This window comes from Bacillus sp. FSL W8-0770 (assembly GCF_038008705.1).
GTDB lineage: Bacteria > Bacillota > Bacilli > Bacillales > Bacillaceae_G > Bacillus_A > Bacillus_A cereus.
This window is the reverse complement of record NZ_JBBOZR010000001.1, coordinates 3,409,779-3,430,440: the sequence shown is the minus strand read 5'-3', so window position 1 is coordinate 3,430,440 and position 20,662 is coordinate 3,409,779. Positions and strand designations below refer to the sequence as shown.

Below are 20,662 nucleotides of genomic sequence, written 5' to 3'. Positions count from 1 at the left end.
TAGGAATCTTACTGCCTGTTAAAGCGGGACAAATGGAGGGGCAACATGAAAAAAATAGGTGTAGGGATTGTAGGATTTGGTTTTTCTAGTACGACATTTCATATCCCACTATTGCAAACGATAGAAGAATATGATATTCGTGCTGTATTATCCTCAAAAGAAGAGGTAGTAAAAGAAACATTACCAAATGCTAATGTTGTTAGTACAATTGATGAATTGGTGAAGCGAGCTGATGTTGACTTAGTTGTTATTACATCACCTAATACAACTCATTTTCCATATGTAAAAGAAGCAATTTTAAACGGTAAGCATGTTGTTGTAGAAAAACCATTTGTTGTCTCAATTGAAGAAGGGGAAAAGCTTATTTCATTAGCAGAGCAGCATAATGTAATGTTAAGCGTATATCATAATCGTCGTTTTGATAATGATTTCTTAACAATTAAGAAATTGTTAGGAGAAAACAGAGTAGGGAATGTATACGCATATGAATCGAATTTTGATCGTTTCCGTCCACATGTACGTGATCGATGGAGAGAAAAAAATCTACCAGGCTCCGGTATATTATACGATTTAGGGTCGCATTTAATTGACCAAGCGTTATCAATATTCGGGAAACCAGATGCGATAAGTGCAGATGTAATAAAACAACGACCAGGTGCAGAGGTGGATGATTATTTCCACATAGTACTTCATTACGGAGTTAAACGTGTCATTTTACGTAGTAGCAGTTATGTGAAAAAAGCTGGACCGCATTTTATAGTGCATGGAGAGAAAGGTTCTATCGTGAAGTACGGTATGGATTCGCAGGAAGAGCAATTAAAAAATGGAATGAAGCCAGGTGATAACGGTTATGGAGTAGACGATGAAGAGAATTTTGCTACTTTAGAAACAGAAGAAAACTTAGAGCGTATTCCAACAGAAGTCGGTTGTTATGACAATTATTATAAAGGTGTGCGAGATAGTATATTAAATGGTGAGAAACTACCTGTAACAGCAAAAGAAGGTTTAGATGTTATTAAACTGATTCAATTAGCGATTGAAAGCAGTGAAAAAGGTAGAGTCATTTCTATAAAATAAAAAGACACGAAATTCGTGTCTTTTTTATTTTTGTGGAACAGAAAGACCATAGAAGAACATAGTGACTATATCTTGTATATGTTTTTCGCGATTTCCTTCAAGAAGTTGTGCCCCAAAATCATCACCTAATTTAGTAAACATTTGAATGTAAAGTAACATCATTTCTTTAGTAAGGTGTGGATTAATTTCGTTTTTGCGCTGAGCTCGTTCTAATATTTCTAAATACCAGGGCAAGATTTTTTCATTTTGATAACTATAAATAAACTTTCGGAGTTCTTCGTCCCTTTGCATCATTTGCAGTAACATATCAGGTTGAAATAACCCGCCAGTATTCATTTTTCTTACAATCATTTTTTGCATCATATCATGAAAAGGTAATTTTTCTTCTGCAAGATCTTTATAATATTGAAATTCAGATATGATAAATTCTTGTATAAGCTCCCTAAATAACGCATCTTTACTTCCGAAATGATTATAAATTGTAACTTGAGAAACGTTGGCTTCTTTTGCGATATGTTCTATTTTCACTTCATTAAATCCACGTTCTGAAAATAATACGAATGCTGCTTCTTTAATGGCACGTTTTTTCTTTTCTTTTACTCTTTCAAAGCCGTTCAATGCAATCACCTCACTTAAAATATACAAGAAAAAATAATGGAAAACAATAATTTTGAAATATGAACTAATAAATATTTCAAAAAGTTGTTGCGAATATGGAAGATGAGGAGTACAATAATTTTGAAATATCACGTATTAAATATTTCAAAAAATGAGGTGGAATTATGATTTCAGTTCAAGATGTCACAAAACAGTTTTCGAATGGAAAAGGTTTGTTTCATATTACATTTGATGTAAAAAAGGGAGAAGTATTTGGTTATTTAGGCCCAAATGGTGCTGGAAAATCAACGACGATTCGTAATTTAATGGGATTTATAAAACCGACAGCTGGTAAAGCGACAATTTTTGGATTAGATTGTTGGAATGAAGCAGCGAAAATTCAAAGGGAAGTTGGTTATCTACCGGGTGAAATTTCTTTTATTGAAGGAATGAACGGATTAGAGTTTTTAAAATTAATGCAAGGAATGCGTGGATTAAAGGATACAAAAAGACGAGATGAACTAATAGAGCGTCTGCAATTTGATGTGAAAACACAGATTCGCAAAATGTCTAAAGGAATGAAGCAAAAAGTAGGGATAGTCGCTGCATTTATGCACGATCCAGAGGTGTTAATTTTAGATGAGCCAACATCTGGGCTTGATCCACTTATGCAGCAAGTGTTTATAGATTTAATATTAGAGGAAAAGCAAAGAGGAAAAACAATTCTTATGTCTTCGCATATTTTCACTGAAATTGAGAGAACTTGTGACAGAGTAGCTATTATTAAAGATGGTCGACTCGTAACGGTTGAAAATATTCACGATTTACAAAGTATGAGAAGACAGGTGATAGATGTAACAGTATCATCACAAGAAGAGATTGAGTCTCTTACAAAGTGTAATTTGCAATTTGAAGCGGTAAAAGGCAGAGAGGCATCTATCATTGTACAAGGAAACTATCAAACTGTTTTACAAACACTTTCAAACTACAATGTAACGGCACTTCAAACGAGAGCGATGGATTTAGAACATTTATTTATGCATTATTACGATAAGAAAGAAGGGATAACGCATGAATAAGCAATTATTTTTAGCTAGTTTGAAAGAAACACAAAAAAGTATTTTGAGTTATGCGTCTGGTGCAGCTTTATATCTGTGGTTATTAATTTGGATATTCCCGTCAATGGTATCAGCAAAAGGGCTAAATGAATTAATAGGTGCCATGCCTGATAGTGTGAAAAAAATCGTTGGTATGGAAAGTCCGATTCAAAACGTAATGGATTTTCTAGCGGGCGAATACTATAGTCTATTGTTTATTATCATTTTAACAATTTTTTGCGTAACAGTTGCGACACATTTAATTGCTCGTCATGTAGATAAAGGAGCAATGGCTTACTTGCTAGCAACGCCTGTATCTAGAGTACGAATCGCAATTACGCAAGCGGCTATTCTTATATTAGGACTACTGATTATTGTAGCGGTTACGTATGTAGCGGGTATAGTAGGTGCTGAATGGTTTTTAGAGGATAATAACTTAAATAAAGAATTATTTTTGAAGATAAATGTAGTCGGAGGGCTCATATTTTTAGTCGTTAGTGCCTATTCATTTTTCTTTTCTTGTATATGTAATGACGAAAGAAAAGCACTAAGTTATTCAGCGAGTTTAACTATCTTATTTTTCGTATTGGATATGGTAGGGAAGTTAAGTGATAAGTTAGAATGGATGAAAAACCTATCATTATTCACGCTGTTTCGTCCGAAAGAAATTGCTGAAGGATCATATAATATATGGCCGGTAAGTATAAGTTTAACTGCTGTAGCGCTTTGTATTTTTATCGTAGCGATTGTAGTATTTAGGAAGAGGGATTTACCGTTATAGAGTAGAAAGTCCACTGAGAAAGTGGGCTTTTTTTATTTGTAAATTTAAACTAGTATGTTTATTGCATCCTTATAAAGGATATTTATCTTTTTAATTAAAAAAATATTCAAAAAAGTGAACCTTTTTCTAGGTTCATACGTCTAATATATGTAAAGTTAAATTGGAAGTGATGAAGTGAGGATGAAACAGGAGGAGCGATTGTGAAAGTAATCCCTTTATATAAAATGATTATAAAAGAAGAAACGGATGTTTCTTTAGCGAAAAAAGGTGATCATGAAGCCTTTATAGCGCTTATACATACAGAAAAAGTGAAGATGTATCGAATAGCAAAGGCGATGTTACGTGATGAGACAAATATAGAGGATGCGATACAGACAACAATTTTAAAAGCCTATGAAAATATAAAAAAATTAAAAAAAGAAGAATTTTTTCAAACTTGGTTAATTCGAATACTAATAAATGAGTGTAACAATATTATTAGAGCGTATAAAAATGTAATTGTGACAGAAGAGAATGATTACAATATGAGTGCGTGTGATCAGTATGAAGATATAGATTTGTGTAATGCGATTCAATCGTTACATGAAGAATTAAGAGCTGTTACGGTGCTTTATTACTATGAAGATATGAATCAAGAGAGTATAGCAAAGCTGTTAGAAATACCGAAAGGAACAGTGAAATCAAGATTATCACGCGCGAGGGAACAACTACAAAAACGATTAAAGATGGAATAGGGGGTGTAAAGGATGGATAATGAAAAATTATTTGATGAGAAATTAAAAAAGAGAATAAAAGATGAAAATGTTATAGTACCTCCAGAGTTAAATGAAAAAATTAATGGCACGCTACATAATCTTCAGGTAAAAAAGAAGAGTTACAAAATTCATATGATGATAATTAGTGCAGCGGTTTGTATACTTTCAGTGGTATCTATGTCTGAGTTTTCTATACAAAGTTTTGCGCAAAATGGTGGAGTATTTGAATATGTAAAGAAAAAAGCGTTTTCTGATTATGAAAATGAAGAAGAAATAAAATCGAATGTACATTATCCAGATAAAGAAAAGATTCATCAAAAAATGCTAGATTCTATTGATTATTTTAAAAATATTTCAGGACAATTTGAGGAATATTCTAGCTCATCAAGAATTGCTACAACATATAAGTATGCGATTGATACGGAGAAACAAAGAGGTATCTCTTCGAAAGAAGATAAACTAGCCAAAAAACGAACAATTATATATAACGAGGGCAAGAAAAAAGAGTTTGATGATGAGAAGTATACCTATAAAGAGACAAAATGGAACCCGAAAGAAAGAAACAATGAACTATTAAAATTAAATCCTACGGAAAGGTTAGTGAGAAAATCAGATGAGAAAAAGAGATATGATGATGAATATGTAGGGCTAGCTAAATATAGTATTCAATCAGAATTCGCAGATTTATTAATTCGATATAAAGATTGGAATTATAAAGAAACGAAATATCTTGGATTAGATTGTTACAAAATTGAAGGAGTTATAAACATAGAGATGCCTGTTAGCACCTCTGAAGATTTAAGAGGGAAATTCGAAATGGTTGTGGAGAAAAATACAGGGATTATGTTGAAATTTCTTAGTTTTCAAGAAGGCTTGATTCAATATTCAGTTACGACTGAATGGATACAAATAGATAAGGGATTGAAAGAAAGTATGTTTCAAAAGGATAGCGCTAAATATGAAAAAATGAAAAACATATTGGATCAATAGAAACAGGAGGAGAGTAAATGGGGAATCATTCATCTTTAAGAGAAGAGAAAAATAAGCAAAAATATAAAAAGAAAAAGATAATAAGTTTACTACTGGCGGTATTACTATTTGGTGGAATTGGCTATGGAGCCTATGTATATATGAAAACTTCTAGTCTTGTACAAAAATCTAATTTGAATTTAGCACGAGGTGAAAAATCCAATTTACGTGAGAAATCTGTAAAGCCAATTGCAAATCATGTTTCACTTTTAATTATGGGAATTGATGAAAATCAAGAACGACAAAAGGAATATAATGGTGCATTTCATACAGATGCATTATTGTTAGCGACTTTTAATAAAGACGATAAAACAGTGAAATTAACGAGCATACCGCGTGATACATATACATATGTTCCAGTTGAAAAGAAAAAAGATAAAATAACCCATGCATATGGAAGTGGTTTCGTTAAAAATGGTAAAGATGGAGGACCGCAAGCTTCTGTGGAAGCGGTAGAAAAATTGTTACAGGTGCCTGTTGATTATTTTGTGAAATTTAATTTTGGTTCCTTTACTAAAATTGTTGATGGGTTAGATGGTATTGAAGTGGATGTCCCAGTTGAATTTACGGAGCAAAATAGTAAAGATGAACCTGATGCGATTCATTTGAAAAAAGGATTACAAAAATTAAATGGGGAAGAAGCACTTGCACTAGCAAGAACGCGCCATATTGATAGTGATGCAATGAGAGGACAACGCCAACAACTTATTATTGAAGCGATTTTAAGTAAATTAAAAAGTGTAGGATCGATTACGAAGTTAGAAAAAATAGTTGAGGCGGTTGATGGTGATTTTAAAACAAATTTAGTAATGGATGATATTTTATCTTTTTATAAATACGGTTTAAACGGTTCAGTTGAAAAAATACAATTAGCTGGTGATGATTTATACTTACCTAATGGCCCAAACGGGCAACGTGTATATTATTATAATCCTAATAAAAAAGATCTACAGAGTTTGAGTAATACTCTTAGAACACATCTAGGATTAAGTGAAAAGCAAATTGAGGAGAATTAAAGCAGACGAAATGTCTGCTTTTTTATTTTTGTAGAAAAGATGTTTTTAGATATATGCATTATTTATTAGCAATAATTAACAAGTATTCAAGCGGTAAATGAGATCGAAGTGATTAAAACAACGAATGTGTATGAATGCAAAATAAGGTTTGAACAACATATGGAATTTTTATGAATATTACTGTAAAAAAATAATTTTTTAAAAATTTTCAATAATAATACTTTACAAAAATTAAAAAATTAGTAGAATAAGAATTAGTAAGAATCGTCTGATAAATATATAGAGAAAAACAGAATTATCAGAAAATTCTTTAATAGCTATCGTTAAGAATTAGGGAGGGTACAAAATGAAAAAGAAACAAATGAAAAAACTAACAGCAGTTGTAGCACCGGTTTTAGCAATGAGCATGGCGTTAACAGCATGTTCTACATCAGGTGGAGATAAGAAGACAAGCACAAATTCTAACTCTAGTGGAGATAGTAAGTCAGGGGAAAAATTAGCAGCAAAACAAGTGCTAAACCGCACAGAAACAAATGAGATCCCAACAATGGATACTTCAAAAAATACAGATAATTTAGGTTCTCAAATTTTAGGAAACACAATGGAAGGTTTATATCGATTAGATAAAGATAATAAACCAATCCCAGCTGCAGCAGAATCTAGTACGAAAAGTGAAGATGGTAAAAAATATACATTTAAACTACGTAAAGATGCAAAATGGTCAAATGGTGATCCTGTAACAGCAAAAGACTTTGCTTATGCATGGCAACGATTATTAGATCCAAAAACAACTGCAGAATATGCGTTTATCGCATTCCCAATTAAAAATGCAGAGGCGATTAATAAAGGTGAAAAACCAGTAACTGAACTAGGAGTTAAGGCGGTAGATGACTATACATTAGAAGTTGAATTAGAACAAGCGGTACCATACTTCTTAAACTTAGTAGCGTTCCCATCGTACTATCCATTAAATGAGAAGTTCGTAAAAGAAAAAGGTGATAAATACGGTTTAGAGTCTGATACAACAGTATATAACGGACCATTCGTTCTTACTGATTGGAAGCATGAGCAAGGCTGGAAACTAAAGAAAAATGATCAATATTGGGATAAAAAGACTGTAAAATTAGATGAAATTAACTATAGTGTAGTAAAAGAAATAAATACAAGGGTAAACTTATTTGATACAGGTGCAATTGATTTCGCACTTCTATCAGGTGAATTCGTTGACAAATATAGAAATAACAAAGAGGAGTTTGGCACATACTCACAAGTAAGTACATTCTTCTTACGTATGAATCAAAAACGTGGTGGACAAGATACACCATTAAAGAGTCAGAAATTACGTGAAGCAATCGCGCTTTCTATCGATAAGAAAAATCTAGCAAACGTTATTTTAAATGACGGATCTAAACCAGCAGACTTCTTAGTACCGAAAGGGTTAGCGACTGGACCAGACGGAAAAGACTTCCAAGAAACATTTAAAAATGGTATCAAACCAGATGCGAAAAAAGCTGCTGCAGCCTGGGAAGAAGCGAAAAAAGAACTTGGAAAAGACCAAGTTACAATTGAGCTATTAAACTATGATACTGGTAATGCGAAAAAAGTTGGGGAATATGTAAAAGATCAAATTGAGAAGAACTTAAAAGGTGTAACTGTTAATATTAAACTTCAACCATTCAAACAAAAACTGAAATTAGAAACAGAGCAAGATTATGATTTATCATATGCTGGTTGGGGACCTGACTATGCTGACCCAATGACATTCTTAGATATGTTCCAGTCTAAACATTCTCATAACCAAATGAGCTTCGCTGATCCAAAGTATGATGATATGATCAAAAAAGCTGGCACTGAATTAATGGGTGACGCGAAGAAACGTTGGGAAGAGTTAGGGAAAGCTGAGAAATTACTTCTTGAGCAAGATGTAGCACTTGTACCTTTATACCAACGTGGTGATGCATATGTTCTAAAACAAAATATTAAAGGTATTGTAAAACATAATATCAGTCCGGAATATAGCTTTAAATGGGCGTATGTAACTGAAAAATAATAGAGTAAAAAAAGCATTTCAAAGTAGCTTAGCTACCTTGAAATGCTTTTTTGTATATTGCAAATTAAAATGTAAACTTGTAGTATAGCAAAATAAAGAAGAATAAGGAGCAAAGTATGCACATATGGTAGATGGGGGATAAGCTCTACCAAATTACAAAAAGTTAAAACCAGAATATTTAAAATAAAACTATTTACAAATACGAAAAAAAGAGTAGAATAACATTAGTTGTAATTTTCTGAAAAATAATTCTTTAGTAAGGGGTCTCTCAAGGGTTGGTAATGTACATATAATTAGGGAGGGTACAAAAATGAAGAGAAAAAAGATGAAAAAGTTAACGGCAGTTGTAGTACCAGTTTTAGCGATGAGTGTTGCATTGACAGCATGTTCTGGGTCAGGTGGGGAAAAGAAAACGACTACTACATCAAATAGTGGGGAAGAAAAAAAATCTGATATTAAATATGCAGCGAAACAAGTATTAAATCGTACGGAAAACCAAGAAATTCCGACGATGGATACTTCTAAATCTACTGATACATTAGGTTCGCAAATTTTAGGGAACACGATGGAAGGCCTATATCGCCTTGATAAAGATAATAAGCCAATTCCTGCTGCGGCAGAGTCTAGTACGAAAAGTGAAGATGGTAAAAAGTATACGTTTAAACTGCGAAAAGATGCAAAATGGTCAAATGGTGATCCTGTAACAGCGAAAGATTTCGTTTTTGCGTGGAAGCGCTTACTCGATAAGAATACTGCGGCAGAATATGCATTTATTGCTTACTATATTAAAAATGCAGAAGCGATTAACAAAGGAGAAAAACCTGTAACTGAATTAGGAGCGAAGGCGGTAGATGATTACACGCTAGAAGTAGAATTAGAAAAACCGGTACCGTATTTCTTAAATTTATTAGCATTCCCATCATACTATCCATTAAATGAAAAATTCGTAAAAGAAAAAGGTGATAAGTACGGTTTAGAAGCAGATACAACTGTGTATAACGGTCCATTCGTTATGTCTTCATGGAAACATGAACAAGGTTGGCAGCTAAAGAAAAATGATAAGTACTGGGATAAAAAGACTGTGAAATTAGAAGAAATTAACTACAGTGTAGTAAAAGAGGTTGCAACGAAAGTAAACTTATATGATACAGGATCAATTGATTTTACATTACTATCAGGAGAGTTTGTAGATAAATATAAATCGAACAAAGAAGAATATGGTGAGTATGCGGAATCAAGTACATTCTTCTTACGTTTAAATCAAAAACGTAACGGACAAGATACGCCTTTAAAGAGCAAAAAACTTCGTGAAGCAATTGCATTATCAGTTGATAAAAAAGGATTGGCGAATGTAATTTTAAATAATGGATCAAAAGCAACAGATCAATTGGTTCCAAAAGGACTTGCGACAGGGCCAGATGGTAAAGATTATCAAGATACATTTAAAAATGGTCTGAAATATAATCCGAAAAAAGGAGTAGCGGCGTGGGAAGAAGCGAAAAAAGAACTTGGAAAAGATCAAGTTACAATTGAATTGCTAAGCTATGATGATGGAACTGCGAAAAAGATTGCTGACTATGTAAAAGATCAAATTGAGAAAAATTTAAAAGGTGTAACGATTAATACGAAAATTCAGCCGTTCAAACAAAAATTAAAATTAGAAACTGCGCAAGATTATGAAATTTCTTATGCAGGTTGGAGTCCAGACTATGCGGATCCAATGACATTTATTGATATGTTTGAATCGAAGAGCCCGTACAATCAAATGAGTTATTCAAACCCAAAATACGATGAAATGGTAGGAAAAGCAGGTAATGAATTAATGAGTGATGCGAAAAAACGCTGGGAAACGTTAGGAAAAGCTGAAAAATTATTCCTTGAAGAAGATGCAGGGTTAGTACCTTTATATCAAACAGGAAGATCGTACGTAATGAAACCGAATGTAAAAGGAATTGTGAAACATAACATCAGTCCAGAATATAGCTTTAAATGGGCGTATGTAACTGAGGATGGCGGAAAAAAATAAAGTGAAAGCATTTCAAAAGTGGCTGAGCTGCTTTTGAAATGCTTTTTAGTATGTATAAGGGAATAAATCTCGTTAGTCTATTGAGAATCGGGTAGGTAATTAGGAAGGTTCTATCGGAGGAATTTAGAGAGGTCAGTAAGTAGTAAGACAGATGATAGTAAGAGACCTCATGCTAATAAGAAAAATATAGAACGTAGTAATAGAGTGGAATAAGGGGAGGGATGTTTACATATAGTAGACGGGGGATAATTCATATAGTAGTTAAAACAACAAGTTACTATAATAAAAAAATAAATATTTAGAAAATTTACAAAAATACTTTACAAAATTTAAAAAAACAGTAGAATATTAATTAATAAGAATTTTCTGATAACGAAAGTTAGTAGAGAATTTCTAAATGTTAATATCGTACATATAATTGGGGAGGGTACAAAAAAATGAAGAGAAAAAAGATGAAAAAATTGACAGCGGTCGTAGCACCAGTTTTAGTAATGAGTATGGCATTAACAGCTTGCTCTGGATCAGGAGATAAAGAGAAGGCAAGCACACCACCAAAAAGCGGTGAAAAAGAAGGTGGAAAGCTAGCGGCGAAGCAAGTGCTTAATTTAACAGAGTCTCAAGAGATTCCATCTATGGACTCTGCTAAAGCGACAGACCAAGTATCGTTTCTAGCTTTAAACAACGTAATGGAAGGTTTATATCGACTTGATAAAGATAATAAAGCAACACCAGGAGTTGCTGAATCATATAAAAAGAGTGATGATGGTAAAAAGTATACATTTACATTAAATAAAAATGCAAAATGGTCAAATGGAGAGCCTGTAACAGCGAAAGATTTCGTGTTTGCTTGGAAACGTGCGGTAGATAAAAATACAGCAGCAGAATATGCATACATTATGTTTGATTTGAAAAATGCACAAGCGATTAATGAAGGAAAAGCTGAACTAGATACGTTAGGAGTAAAAGCTGTAGATGACTATACGTTAGAAGTAGAATTAGAAAATCCAGTTCCTTACTTTGTAGAATTAACTTCATTTGGAACATTTTATCCATTAAACGAGAAATTTGTAAAAGAAAAAGGTGAAAAGTACGGTTTAGAATCAGATACGACGTTATACAACGGACCGTTTACATTGACAGACTGGAAACATGAAGAAGGTTGGAAGTTAAAGAAAAATGCACAATATTGGGATAATAAAACAGTTAAGTTAGATGAAATCAACTTTAACGTAGTAAAAGATAGCGGTACACGTGTTAACTTATATGAAAGTGGACAAATCGATCGTTCAGGACTTACATCTGAATTTGTTGACAAATATAAATCAAACCCCGACTTCTTTACACAAAAAACACCGTCAACGTACTTCTTACGCTTAAACCAAAAACGTGGTGGGCAAGATACGGTGTTAAAGAGCAAAGATCTACGTTTAGCGATTGCAAAAGCGTATGATAAAAAAGGCTTAACGAACGTTATTTTAAATGACGGATCTACACCGGCAGATTACTTAGTACCAAAAGAATTTGCTAAGAGCCCAGATGGAAAAGACTTCCGTAAAGAAAATGGAGATATTTTAAAAACAGATGTGAAAAAAGCAAAAGAGCATTGGGAAAAAGCGAAAAAAGAACTTGGAAAAGATGCAATTACAGTAGAACTATTAAACTATGATGGTGATGGTGCGAAAAAAGTAGGAGAATTCTTAAAAGGAGAACTTGAGAAAAACTTACCAGGTTTAACAGTGAATTTGAAAAACCAGCCATTTAAACAAAAGTTAAAGTTAGAATCAGATCTAGATTATGATTTATCTTACGCTGGTTGGGGACCTGACTACTTAGATCCAATGACATTCATTGATATGTTCGTTACAAATGGCCCTCATAACCAAACAGGATATTCAAATCCTAAATATGATGAAATTGTACAAAAAGGTAAAGGTGAGCTATTAACGAAAACGAAAGAGCGTTGGGATAGCTTACTGAAAGCGGAGAAAATGTTATTGGAAGATGCAGCAATTGCACCATTATATCAACGTGGTGATGCTATCGTTCAAAGACCTAAAGTAAAAGGTATTGTTCACCATCCAGTTGGTGGAGACTACAGCTATAAATGGGCATATATTACAGAGGATAAGTAAGATGAGGGGCGTACAATACGCCCCTTTTTCTATGCACTTTTCTTCCGTCCTCGAATATATAAAATAAAAAAGGGAGAATCCCATGAAGCGAAACACATACATCGATTTCCTAGCTTATTACGGAATAGGAAGTGCTCATCCTGGTGGTTTTACGTTAACAAAACAATTGTTAGCACAACTGCCTTTTAAATATGGAGCGAATGTCCTGGAGATAGGTTGCGGTACAGGGAAAACAGCGGCATATATGACAAGGGAATTTGGTTATAAAGTAACAGCGGTTGAAAAGAATGAAATTATGATTCAAAAGGCAAAAGATAGATGGTTGTTTGAAGGGTTAGATATACAATTAATTGAGGGGAATGTAGAGAATTTACCGTGTTTGAATAACTCATTTGAGTTCGTACTTGGAGAATCAATCATCGCTTTTACAGACAAAGAAAGGGTTATCTCGGAGTGTTATCGTGTATTACAGCAGGACGGTAAGCTTGTTGTCATTGAAATGATTATTGATAGGCACATTGATAAGGGTGAGGAAGAAAAAATCGCCCAATTATATGGTATGAAAGAACTATTAACTGAGAATGAGTGGGTACAATTATTTCAGAAAGCAAATTTTAAAAGAATTACAATTGCTGGTGGTGGCACGATTGCAGAAACAATCTCTGGCTATGTAGAAGAGCCAGAATGGAATGTATCCTCACATATTCCGAATGAGTTATATGAGGCGTGGGTACAGCATGAAAATGTCCGGCTTATGTACCAACACATTTTAGGGCATCGTATTTTTATATGTGAAAAATAAAGAAAAAGAGTTGGCTAAAGGTAGTCAACTCTTTACTATGTTAAATGAAAAACAATGCAGCTAATGTAATTCCGAAGATAAAACCAAATCCGAGTTCAACCCCCCAGCCATCGCAACCACAACTACTACAACCACGACCACCACATCCGCAGCTGCTAAATCCACCACCGCATCCAAATCCGCAACTATCACATCTGCTAAGGCCGCCGCAAAGGTCACAACCACCGTTTGCATAAGCGTCATAGTATCCGAATCCTGAATCAAAAGATGAGCGCTGTTGCACCGGTTCAATCCATACAGAGCTTTGTGTCACATCGATTATTTTCCCTAAATGTATACGGCCATCACGGTCTTCAATCCGAACAACTTTTCCGAAGTAACGTCGGCATGTATCATAACATTTTTGTCTATGCATGTTCTTTCCTCCTTCCCCATTACAGTAATACGATATGTAGAGGGGACAAGTGCGGCTTGTACGAATGCCCTATCTATCATAATTGTTGTAGGAAAGGGGAAATATAAGAAGAGGATATATAAGGAGGAAAAGGCATGAAATCTACAGATCAGTTTCAGACATACGAAGTACCATGGGAAGATTTTATTGAAGCGTTACGAGAGGAAATGAAGAAGCAAGTAGGAGCAGATATTATTGATACAGTAGTTTGCAATTTAGAAGATGGTTTTGAAGTGTACACATATGTGCAGGGGGATTTAGATTTTGAATATAAGGAAGCGCTTGAGAGAAAATACGGAAGTGATGCGAAGACACCTAATGTGTTAACGATAATGTTATTAGCTAGTATTTATAATACAGGTGAAGAGAATATACGCTTACATGCGGATCATAAAGAGAATCCGATTGTTGAAGTGTATGTAAAGCAATGAAACACGCTGTGGAAGGCGTGTTTTTTATTTGTCCCGCTATTTGTGGGCAGTAAGACCCCCACCTCAAAATTCAGCGGAAGCAAAGAAATTAGGTAGGGAATCTACTGACCGTAAATGCCCGGTTGGTGAAGGCTAATAATCAGTGGGGGATGAACAAAACCCCACTGATTCAAGTTTCACTTTATATGATAAAATATTAGAAAATTGAGAAAGAAGGTGAAGGATTGGGAATTAAACATCTTAATTTAACAGTTACAGATGTAACAGCAGCTAGAGAGTTTTTAGAGAAGTATTTTGGTCTAATTTGTAGTGGAACAAGGGGAAATGGCTTTGCAGTTATGCGTGATAATGATGGATTTATACTAACTTTAATGAAAGGAAAAGAAGTTCAGTATCCAAAAACATTTCACGTAGGATTTCCACAAGAAAGTGAAGAACAAGTAGATAAGATAAATCAAAGATTGAAGGAAGATGGATTTTTGGTCGAGCCTCCTAAGCATGTCCATGCGTATACGTTTTATGTTGAAGCACCTGGTGGATTTACAATAGAAGTGATGTGTTAAGTCAAAAATCAAACTTTTTGTTATGTGTTTTTAAAATAAAAAGTAGGAAAAGTCTGTTTTAAGTGTGGAGCTTAAACAGGCTTTTTTACTTATAGTATCGGATAGAAAACGCTAGAAGGAATAATATTCAGTTCTTATAACTGTTTACATAATAAAATTATGCTGGGTTCGTTGTCCTAAAATACAAGTCATATATCTTGTTTCCTCTCATAAATTTAAACATAGGAATTTGTCTACAAAGGTGGCGAAGCCTCATCATGAAAATCCGAATTTGTGCCACGTTCATGTTGTTTCTATTTATATGTTTACCTTTATCAGCTTTTGCAAAAGGAGAGGAGGCAAAGGAAAGGGTCGTTTCACTTGTATATGACGATTCGGGCAGCATGAGAAATAACGATCGCTGGAAATATGCCAATTATGCTTTGCAAAGTTTAGTTGCGCTATTGGATGAAAAAGATAAATTTTCTTACGTTCCAATGAGTAAGCCGAATGAGCCATTAAACATTTCGTTAACGAAGGATAAAAGGCAAACAGAAATTGAGGGAATTGGAGCATGGAAAACGTATTTAAATACTCCATTTAGCGCGGTAGAAACGGCGATGCAATCTATAAAAAAGGAAGCAGATATAGATGGAAAACGTGAATTTTGGCTTATTGTATTAACTGACGGGGCATTTAATGATTTAGAGAAAGATAAGGTTGGCGGAAAAGAACAAATTTTGCAGAAATTAGCCCAGTTTAAGAAAGAAATGGATGCAAAAAAGATATCGTTACATCCAGTCTTAATTACGATGGAAGAAGATTTAGGACAACAAGAAAAAGAACAACTAAATACGTTCAAGGAAATATGGAAGAAAGAGATAAATGGTGTTACGATGCCGTCAAACGGAGAAGATGGCATTGTAAAAAGTGTAAATCAAGTGGCAGCATTAGTTGCAAATCGTGATCCATTCTCCTCTGTTGAATCGATTGTAAAAACGAAAGTAGTGGGGAAAAGAGTAGAGATTACAACACCGTTTCCGTTAAAGCGTATGACGCTTGTACGACAATCGCCTTCTCTGCCCGATTATCAGGTCACACAAATTTCTAAACCATTACAATTACAATCTTCTTTTTCCATACATGCACCAGGAGAAGCAAAATTGTTCGGAAATATAGTTCATATAAGTACGGAAAATGAGGAAGTTATTAAACCAGGAACTTATACGATAGAAGTGGACCAGGACATTGAGAAAGAAGGACTACAAGTACTAGTTGAACCAGCGCTTAATTATACGGTTTCTACTTATGCCAAAGATGATAGTAGTCAAAAAAATGTAGAGAAAATGTATGAAGATGTTACTGCTGTTATTGAAGCAAAGCCTACGGAGTTGCCAGTTCAGTCTTCTTACTTTCAGGCAGAATTAGAAATAGAAGGAAAACAGTACCCGATGAAGTGGGACGATAAAAAACATGTATTTTACTACGAAATGAAGATTGCTAAAGGGCTAGTGCGTGGGAAAGTTCATATGAACATAAAGGGATTTTACAGACAGACGAAAGAATTTAAAATCGAAGTAACGGAAAAACCAAAATTATCACTACAAACGATTACGAAAGATTATGAAGAAAAAGTAACAAATTTAGAGAATAGTAAACCGTTTATTATACAACCACAGTTAGATGGTAAGCCGATGACAGAAGAGGCTGTAAAGAAACTATTAAAATCTACTGGTGTCACATCTAAACAATCAATCAACTATGAAATAAAGCAACATGGAAATCAAATCTATGTTTATCCTCGTCCCTATTACTCCGACACATTTAATTTTACAGATACCGGCACCGTAGAAGCTACCATCGTAATGCAGGATTCAAAGTTACAAGAAGTAAAGAAAAACATAACATTCCATATTCAAGATGCTCCGTTTTATGAAAAATATGCGCTTATTTTTAAGTTTGTCATTCCTATCACTTTATTACTACTAGTAGTAGGAATCATTGTTTTAGGATGGATTGTTCGGCCAAGATTTCACCGGAAAGCACTACTGTATTATGAATGGGATCAAGAGGTAGCGAAAGATTGGCTATATCAATCTGAACCAGAATTACTTCGAAATAAATGGTGGAACCATTATTTTGGTATCCCATTTAGAGCAGAAAGAAAAACAGTGCAATCCGTTACGTTTATAGCGAAGAAAGGTTCGAAATCTGTCTTTGTAGCGAAAGAATCACAAGTAGTTGGAATGATTATTGATGGGATGTTTATAACAAAGGATGAAGTAGGAATGGAACATAAGACACTATATCCAAATGAACTTTTACTAATTGATAGAGGATATGGTAAAGAGATTTACAAGTACGAATGTGAATAGTAGATAGGGAAAAGAAGGGGATGGAGTATTGATTCTCTTTCCCTTTTTTCAAACAAGCAAGAATAGGAAGGTGGTTCACATGACATTACAAGTTCCAACAATATTAATTGGTTTAGGTGGAATCGGTAGTACTGTGACGCATCAAATATATGAAAAATTACCTGAAGAGCGCCGGAAAAAGGTAGCAATGCACGTATTTGATACAGATGTGAATACATTGAGTAAATTTGATCATATTCGAAAGTTTAAGACACAAACGAGTTCTAGTAAAACGCCCAGGGAGTATATTGCAGGAGATCCAACAATCCCAGAGTGGTTTCCGATGGATCCGACTATACTTGATAAACCATTAACAGAAGGAGCAGGACAGTTACGCGTCATTTCACGTTTAGCGTTACGTGCTGCGATGAAAGAAGATAAATTAACGTCCTTTTGGCAAGAAATTGAGAAAATTTTTCCGGTTACAAGTGATCAAACAGAATATGGTGTGCGTGTCATTATAGTAACATCACTAGCAGGCGGAACAGGTTCGGGGATGTTTCTGCAAATTGCATTATATTTACGTGAAATGCTTCGGAAGAAATTGCAGCATCATAACATTTTAATACGCGGTGCGTTTTTAATGCCGGATGTTTTAGTAAAGACGAGAACAGTTAGTGGGAAAGAGTTTGAAACGGTGCAAGCGAACGGCTATGCATCGTTAAAAGAATTACATGCTATTACGCTCGGTTCTACTGGAGAATTATCAAAACGCGGCGGTGTAACAATTGAATTAGAGTATCGCCCTGATCAAGTAGATGAAGATGGAAGAACGAATCATACAATTAAACAACATCATTTACCGTACAATTATTGTTTCTTATACGATTATGAAAACCTACATGGACACCATTTACACAATTTATCAGATTATATGGAACAGATGGCAAATACAATTTATTTACAGTTATTTAGCCCGATGTCCACAAGTCATTTTGCACAAGAAGACAATCAAATTCAGCAATTAGCAGAATCAAGCGGAAAAGGACGATATTGCGGGGCAGGAACGGCAAAACTCATTTATCCGTATGAGCATGTGTTAAAATATTGTGCTTTAAAATGGGCTGTGCAAGGTTTAGATGAATCGTGGCTTCATTTAGATCAACTGTTTCAAGAGAAGAAGCAAAGATATGACCAAGATGTAAAACGTGGGATGCAGCGTGAAAAGCCGGAGAGAGGTAAAAGTTATTTAGAGGACTTGGAACATCTTGCTACCCGTCCAGAGCAAGCTCATATTTTCTATAGACAAATGTACAATGAAACACGTGAAGGAGCAGAGGGTGGTAAGCTCGGAGTTGCGAAATCAAAACTGTTTTTAGAAGCTGTAGAAAGTTATGTACAACGAACGGTGCAAAGAGATGAGGAATTAAATCGTTTGCAACATGAGTGTAAAATTTCAGCTGCGAAACTGAAAATGATGGAACAAATGAAAGGTGAAGTGGCAAGAGTGGATCATGCGGTTCGTTTATATGCGTATGCGATTCCGAGCCGTGTACATGAACATGTAACGACACTTTTATATGACATGATTGAATCAGACCGCTTTTCACCAAGTGGTTCTGAAGGGCAGTCCTATCAATTAAATACATGGTTTTTAAAGAAAACAGATCCAGTTCACCCAGTAGCAGCACGTTTTATGTTATATGAAATTCGAAAGCAGTTAGTGGAAAAAATGAATCGACTACATGAAAATAATGAACAAAAGCGTAATGTAATTCAAAACTACGATAAAAAATTTAATGTGGGTAATATCGATGGAACGGTAACGGCTGTACGCCGAGTAGAAATTGCTCAACAACAAGGCTGGTTTGGAAAAATGATTAATAATCAGCAACGTTTATTCAAAAGAGAATTTGAAGACATCATAACGCAATATGTACACAAATTAAATGAATATCGAAAAGAAATGCTATTAGAACTTGTATATCAATCGCTATATCAAGCAGTTAATAAAATGATTCAATATTGGGAAAGATTTTTTGATAATTTACATGAAACACGTGAAAATTTACTGTTTGAAATCCAAAAGCGCAGTAAGGAATTTGAAGGGAAAACAAACCCGACGAATGTATATGTATTAGCTGAGGAACAGCTGCAAGAAAAGATATGGCAAGATATGCAGCAACATTTAAATTTAGGTGTACTACCGAAAGATATATCAGCGGAAATTTATATGAGTTTGTACGGGGAATATTGTCGTGATGCGAAAACAGAAGAGATTCAGTCGAAAAAGGTAGAGGATTTCTATCGCGAACATATACTGAGCTATTGTTATGACGAACTGCAAGTACGCTATCGTGATAAATTAGAATTGAATATTATTGAAGCGTTGCGAAAAGAAGCAGATTATAAGAAACGTGATCGCGATGAATACGTGCGTGAAAAAATTGAAGACCTGTTCCATTTAGCAAGTCCGTTCATTCCGAAAGTTGCTCATCATAGGGAATTACAATATTGGGGTATACATCCTTCTTTAAAGAAAGAGCTGCAAGAGGAATTGATTCAAGAAATGTTTAAAGAAAAAGATACAGTACACGAAGCCTTTTCACCATTTGAAGTGATCTGTTATCGAGCACATTATGGCTTATCGCTGCAAGATTTTCCTAAATTATCATCAGGACATATTTCAAACGGATTTATGAATGATAAAGGTGACTATTTCCAATCGTATTATCGCCGTGTAAACAAATTAAATAGTAAAAAATCTAGTTTAACGCCGCATTTAGATAAGTATTGGCACTTACCAGCCTTTATGCCAGATTTGAATGCGACTCAAACAAAATTAGATTATGATAAATGTAATCGTGCATTACTATACGCATATATGTATCGCTGGATTAGTTTAGTTGCTGTTGATGGACAGTTTGTGTATCAATATAACGGTGTGGGACGTAGCTTTTTAATTCAGTCGATGGGAAAAAATATTTCAAGCGAAAGTTATAAATTACACAGAGCATTGCTTCATAATCCGTTTATTTATGAAAACATTTTGTCACGATTTGAAGAAGAGCAAGAAAAGGCGATGATACAAGGTGGACATTTATATACACATCCGTTCGTATTAGGAGCCCAAGATGTAAGATGGCTTAGAAAAGAACATGTCCACAATCTTTTAGACATGATTTTAATGTATGACCGTGAAGCGAAGTATGATCCGACATTAGAAGAAACATCAGATGAATTATTAAGACTATTCCTTGATGAAATCGAGTTGTATTTCCAGAACTATTACGGCACAGGTGCTGATATGGTTGCAAAGAAAGAGAAAGAAATGTTTATTAAACAATTGTGGGATCGCTCGCATGCGAAAGGATATGTAGATCCAAATAGCGCTCCGTATAAAAAATGGCAAAATTTATTAAGTATTCAAGATGAAGAAGAAACGCCAAAAACGAATGTATAGTGAATGAAAAGGGAATCCTTAAAAGTGGCAATACAACTTTAGAAAAGAGGGATTCT

16 protein-coding genes are annotated in these 20,662 nt (G+C 34.4%); 14 read left to right on the top strand and 2 right to left on the bottom strand.

What is annotated here, in order from left to right:
• The first annotated feature begins 45 nt into the window (after positions 1-45).
• Positions 46-1,077, top strand: coding sequence for an oxidoreductase (locus NST27_RS17565; RefSeq protein WP_000719773.1), 1,032 nt, complete (start codon positions 46-48; stop codon positions 1,075-1,077).
• 24 nt (positions 1,078-1,101) lie between these two features.
• Here the strand turns inward: NST27_RS17565 and NST27_RS17560 are convergent, their stop codons facing one another.
• Complete coding sequence (locus NST27_RS17560; RefSeq protein WP_118043338.1) at positions 1,102-1,704, bottom strand: TetR/AcrR family transcriptional regulator; 603 nt, start codon at positions 1,702-1,704, stop codon at positions 1,102-1,104.
• Positions 1,705-1,859: 155 nt separating this feature from the next.
• On the opposite strand from NST27_RS17560, the gene NST27_RS17555 reads away from it, so the two are divergent.
• From NST27_RS17555 to NST27_RS17515, 9 genes are all read left to right on the top strand, one after another.
• A complete protein-coding gene (locus tag NST27_RS17555) occupies positions 1,860-2,753 on the top strand; it encodes an ABC transporter ATP-binding protein (protein ID WP_000626582.1) in 894 nt (297 codons plus the stop codon).
• Entirely contained in the window at positions 2,746-3,552 is an 807-nt protein-coding gene (locus NST27_RS17550) for an ABC transporter permease subunit (protein ID WP_001041436.1), read from the top strand. The genes NST27_RS17555 and NST27_RS17550 overlap by 8 nt, the downstream gene beginning before the upstream one ends.
• A 200-nt stretch (positions 3,553-3,752) precedes the next feature.
• Entirely contained in the window at positions 3,753-4,286 is a 534-nt protein-coding gene (locus NST27_RS17545) for an RNA polymerase sigma factor (RefSeq protein WP_000864723.1), read from the top strand.
• Positions 4,287-4,298: 12 nt separating this feature from the next.
• Complete coding sequence (locus NST27_RS17540) at positions 4,299-5,297, top strand: hypothetical protein (protein WP_000368246.1); 999 nt, start codon at positions 4,299-4,301, stop codon at positions 5,295-5,297.
• 17 nt (positions 5,298-5,314) lie between these two features.
• The gene (locus tag NST27_RS17535; RefSeq protein WP_000526724.1) at positions 5,315-6,352 is read left to right on the top strand and encodes an LCP family protein; all 1,038 of its coding nucleotides are present in this window, start codon (positions 5,315-5,317) and stop codon (positions 6,350-6,352) included.
• A gap of 346 nt (positions 6,353-6,698) precedes the next feature.
• A complete protein-coding gene (locus tag NST27_RS17530) occupies positions 6,699-8,402 on the top strand; it encodes a peptide ABC transporter substrate-binding protein (RefSeq protein WP_000730149.1) in 1,704 nt (567 codons plus the stop codon).
• 310 nt (positions 8,403-8,712) lie between these two features.
• Positions 8,713-10,428, top strand: coding sequence for a peptide ABC transporter substrate-binding protein (locus NST27_RS17525; protein WP_000823474.1), 1,716 nt, complete (start codon positions 8,713-8,715; stop codon positions 10,426-10,428).
• Positions 10,429-10,865: 437 nt separating this feature from the next.
• The gene (locus NST27_RS17520; protein ID WP_000823437.1) at positions 10,866-12,560 is read left to right on the top strand and encodes a peptide ABC transporter substrate-binding protein; all 1,695 of its coding nucleotides are present in this window, start codon (positions 10,866-10,868) and stop codon (positions 12,558-12,560) included.
• Positions 12,561-12,642: 82 nt separating this feature from the next.
• Positions 12,643-13,362 (top strand): class I SAM-dependent methyltransferase, encoded by a 720-nt coding sequence (locus tag NST27_RS17515; protein WP_000828242.1) that lies wholly within the window; start codon positions 12,643-12,645, stop codon positions 13,360-13,362.
• 40 nt (positions 13,363-13,402) lie between these two features.
• Here the strand turns inward: NST27_RS17515 and NST27_RS17510 are convergent, their stop codons facing one another.
• The gene (locus NST27_RS17510) at positions 13,403-13,777 is read right to left on the bottom strand and encodes a hypothetical protein (protein WP_000554996.1); all 375 of its coding nucleotides are present in this window, start codon (positions 13,775-13,777) and stop codon (positions 13,403-13,405) included.
• Positions 13,778-13,911: 134 nt separating this feature from the next.
• On the opposite strand from NST27_RS17510, the gene NST27_RS17505 reads away from it, so the two are divergent.
• The 4 genes from NST27_RS17505 (at position 13,912) to NST27_RS17490 (ending at position 20,606) form a co-directional block, all read left to right on the top strand.
• Positions 13,912-14,247 carry a hypothetical protein gene (locus tag NST27_RS17505; RefSeq protein ID WP_000842883.1) on the top strand — a complete coding sequence of 112 codons (336 nt, stop codon included), beginning with the start codon at positions 13,912-13,914 and terminating at the stop codon, positions 14,245-14,247.
• A gap of 224 nt (positions 14,248-14,471) precedes the next feature.
• Positions 14,472-14,810 (top strand): VOC family protein, encoded by a 339-nt coding sequence (locus NST27_RS17500; RefSeq protein ID WP_000511520.1) that lies wholly within the window; start codon positions 14,472-14,474, stop codon positions 14,808-14,810.
• Between the two features lie 257 nt (positions 14,811-15,067).
• Positions 15,068-17,164 carry a vWA domain-containing protein gene (locus NST27_RS17495; RefSeq protein WP_000702074.1) on the top strand — a complete coding sequence of 699 codons (2,097 nt, stop codon included), beginning with the start codon at positions 15,068-15,070 and terminating at the stop codon, positions 17,162-17,164.
• A 79-nt stretch (positions 17,165-17,243) separates the two neighbouring features.
• Positions 17,244-20,606 (top strand): tubulin-like doman-containing protein, encoded by a 3,363-nt coding sequence (locus tag NST27_RS17490; protein WP_000175129.1) that lies wholly within the window; start codon positions 17,244-17,246, stop codon positions 20,604-20,606.
• Positions 20,607-20,662 lie beyond the last annotated feature (56 nt).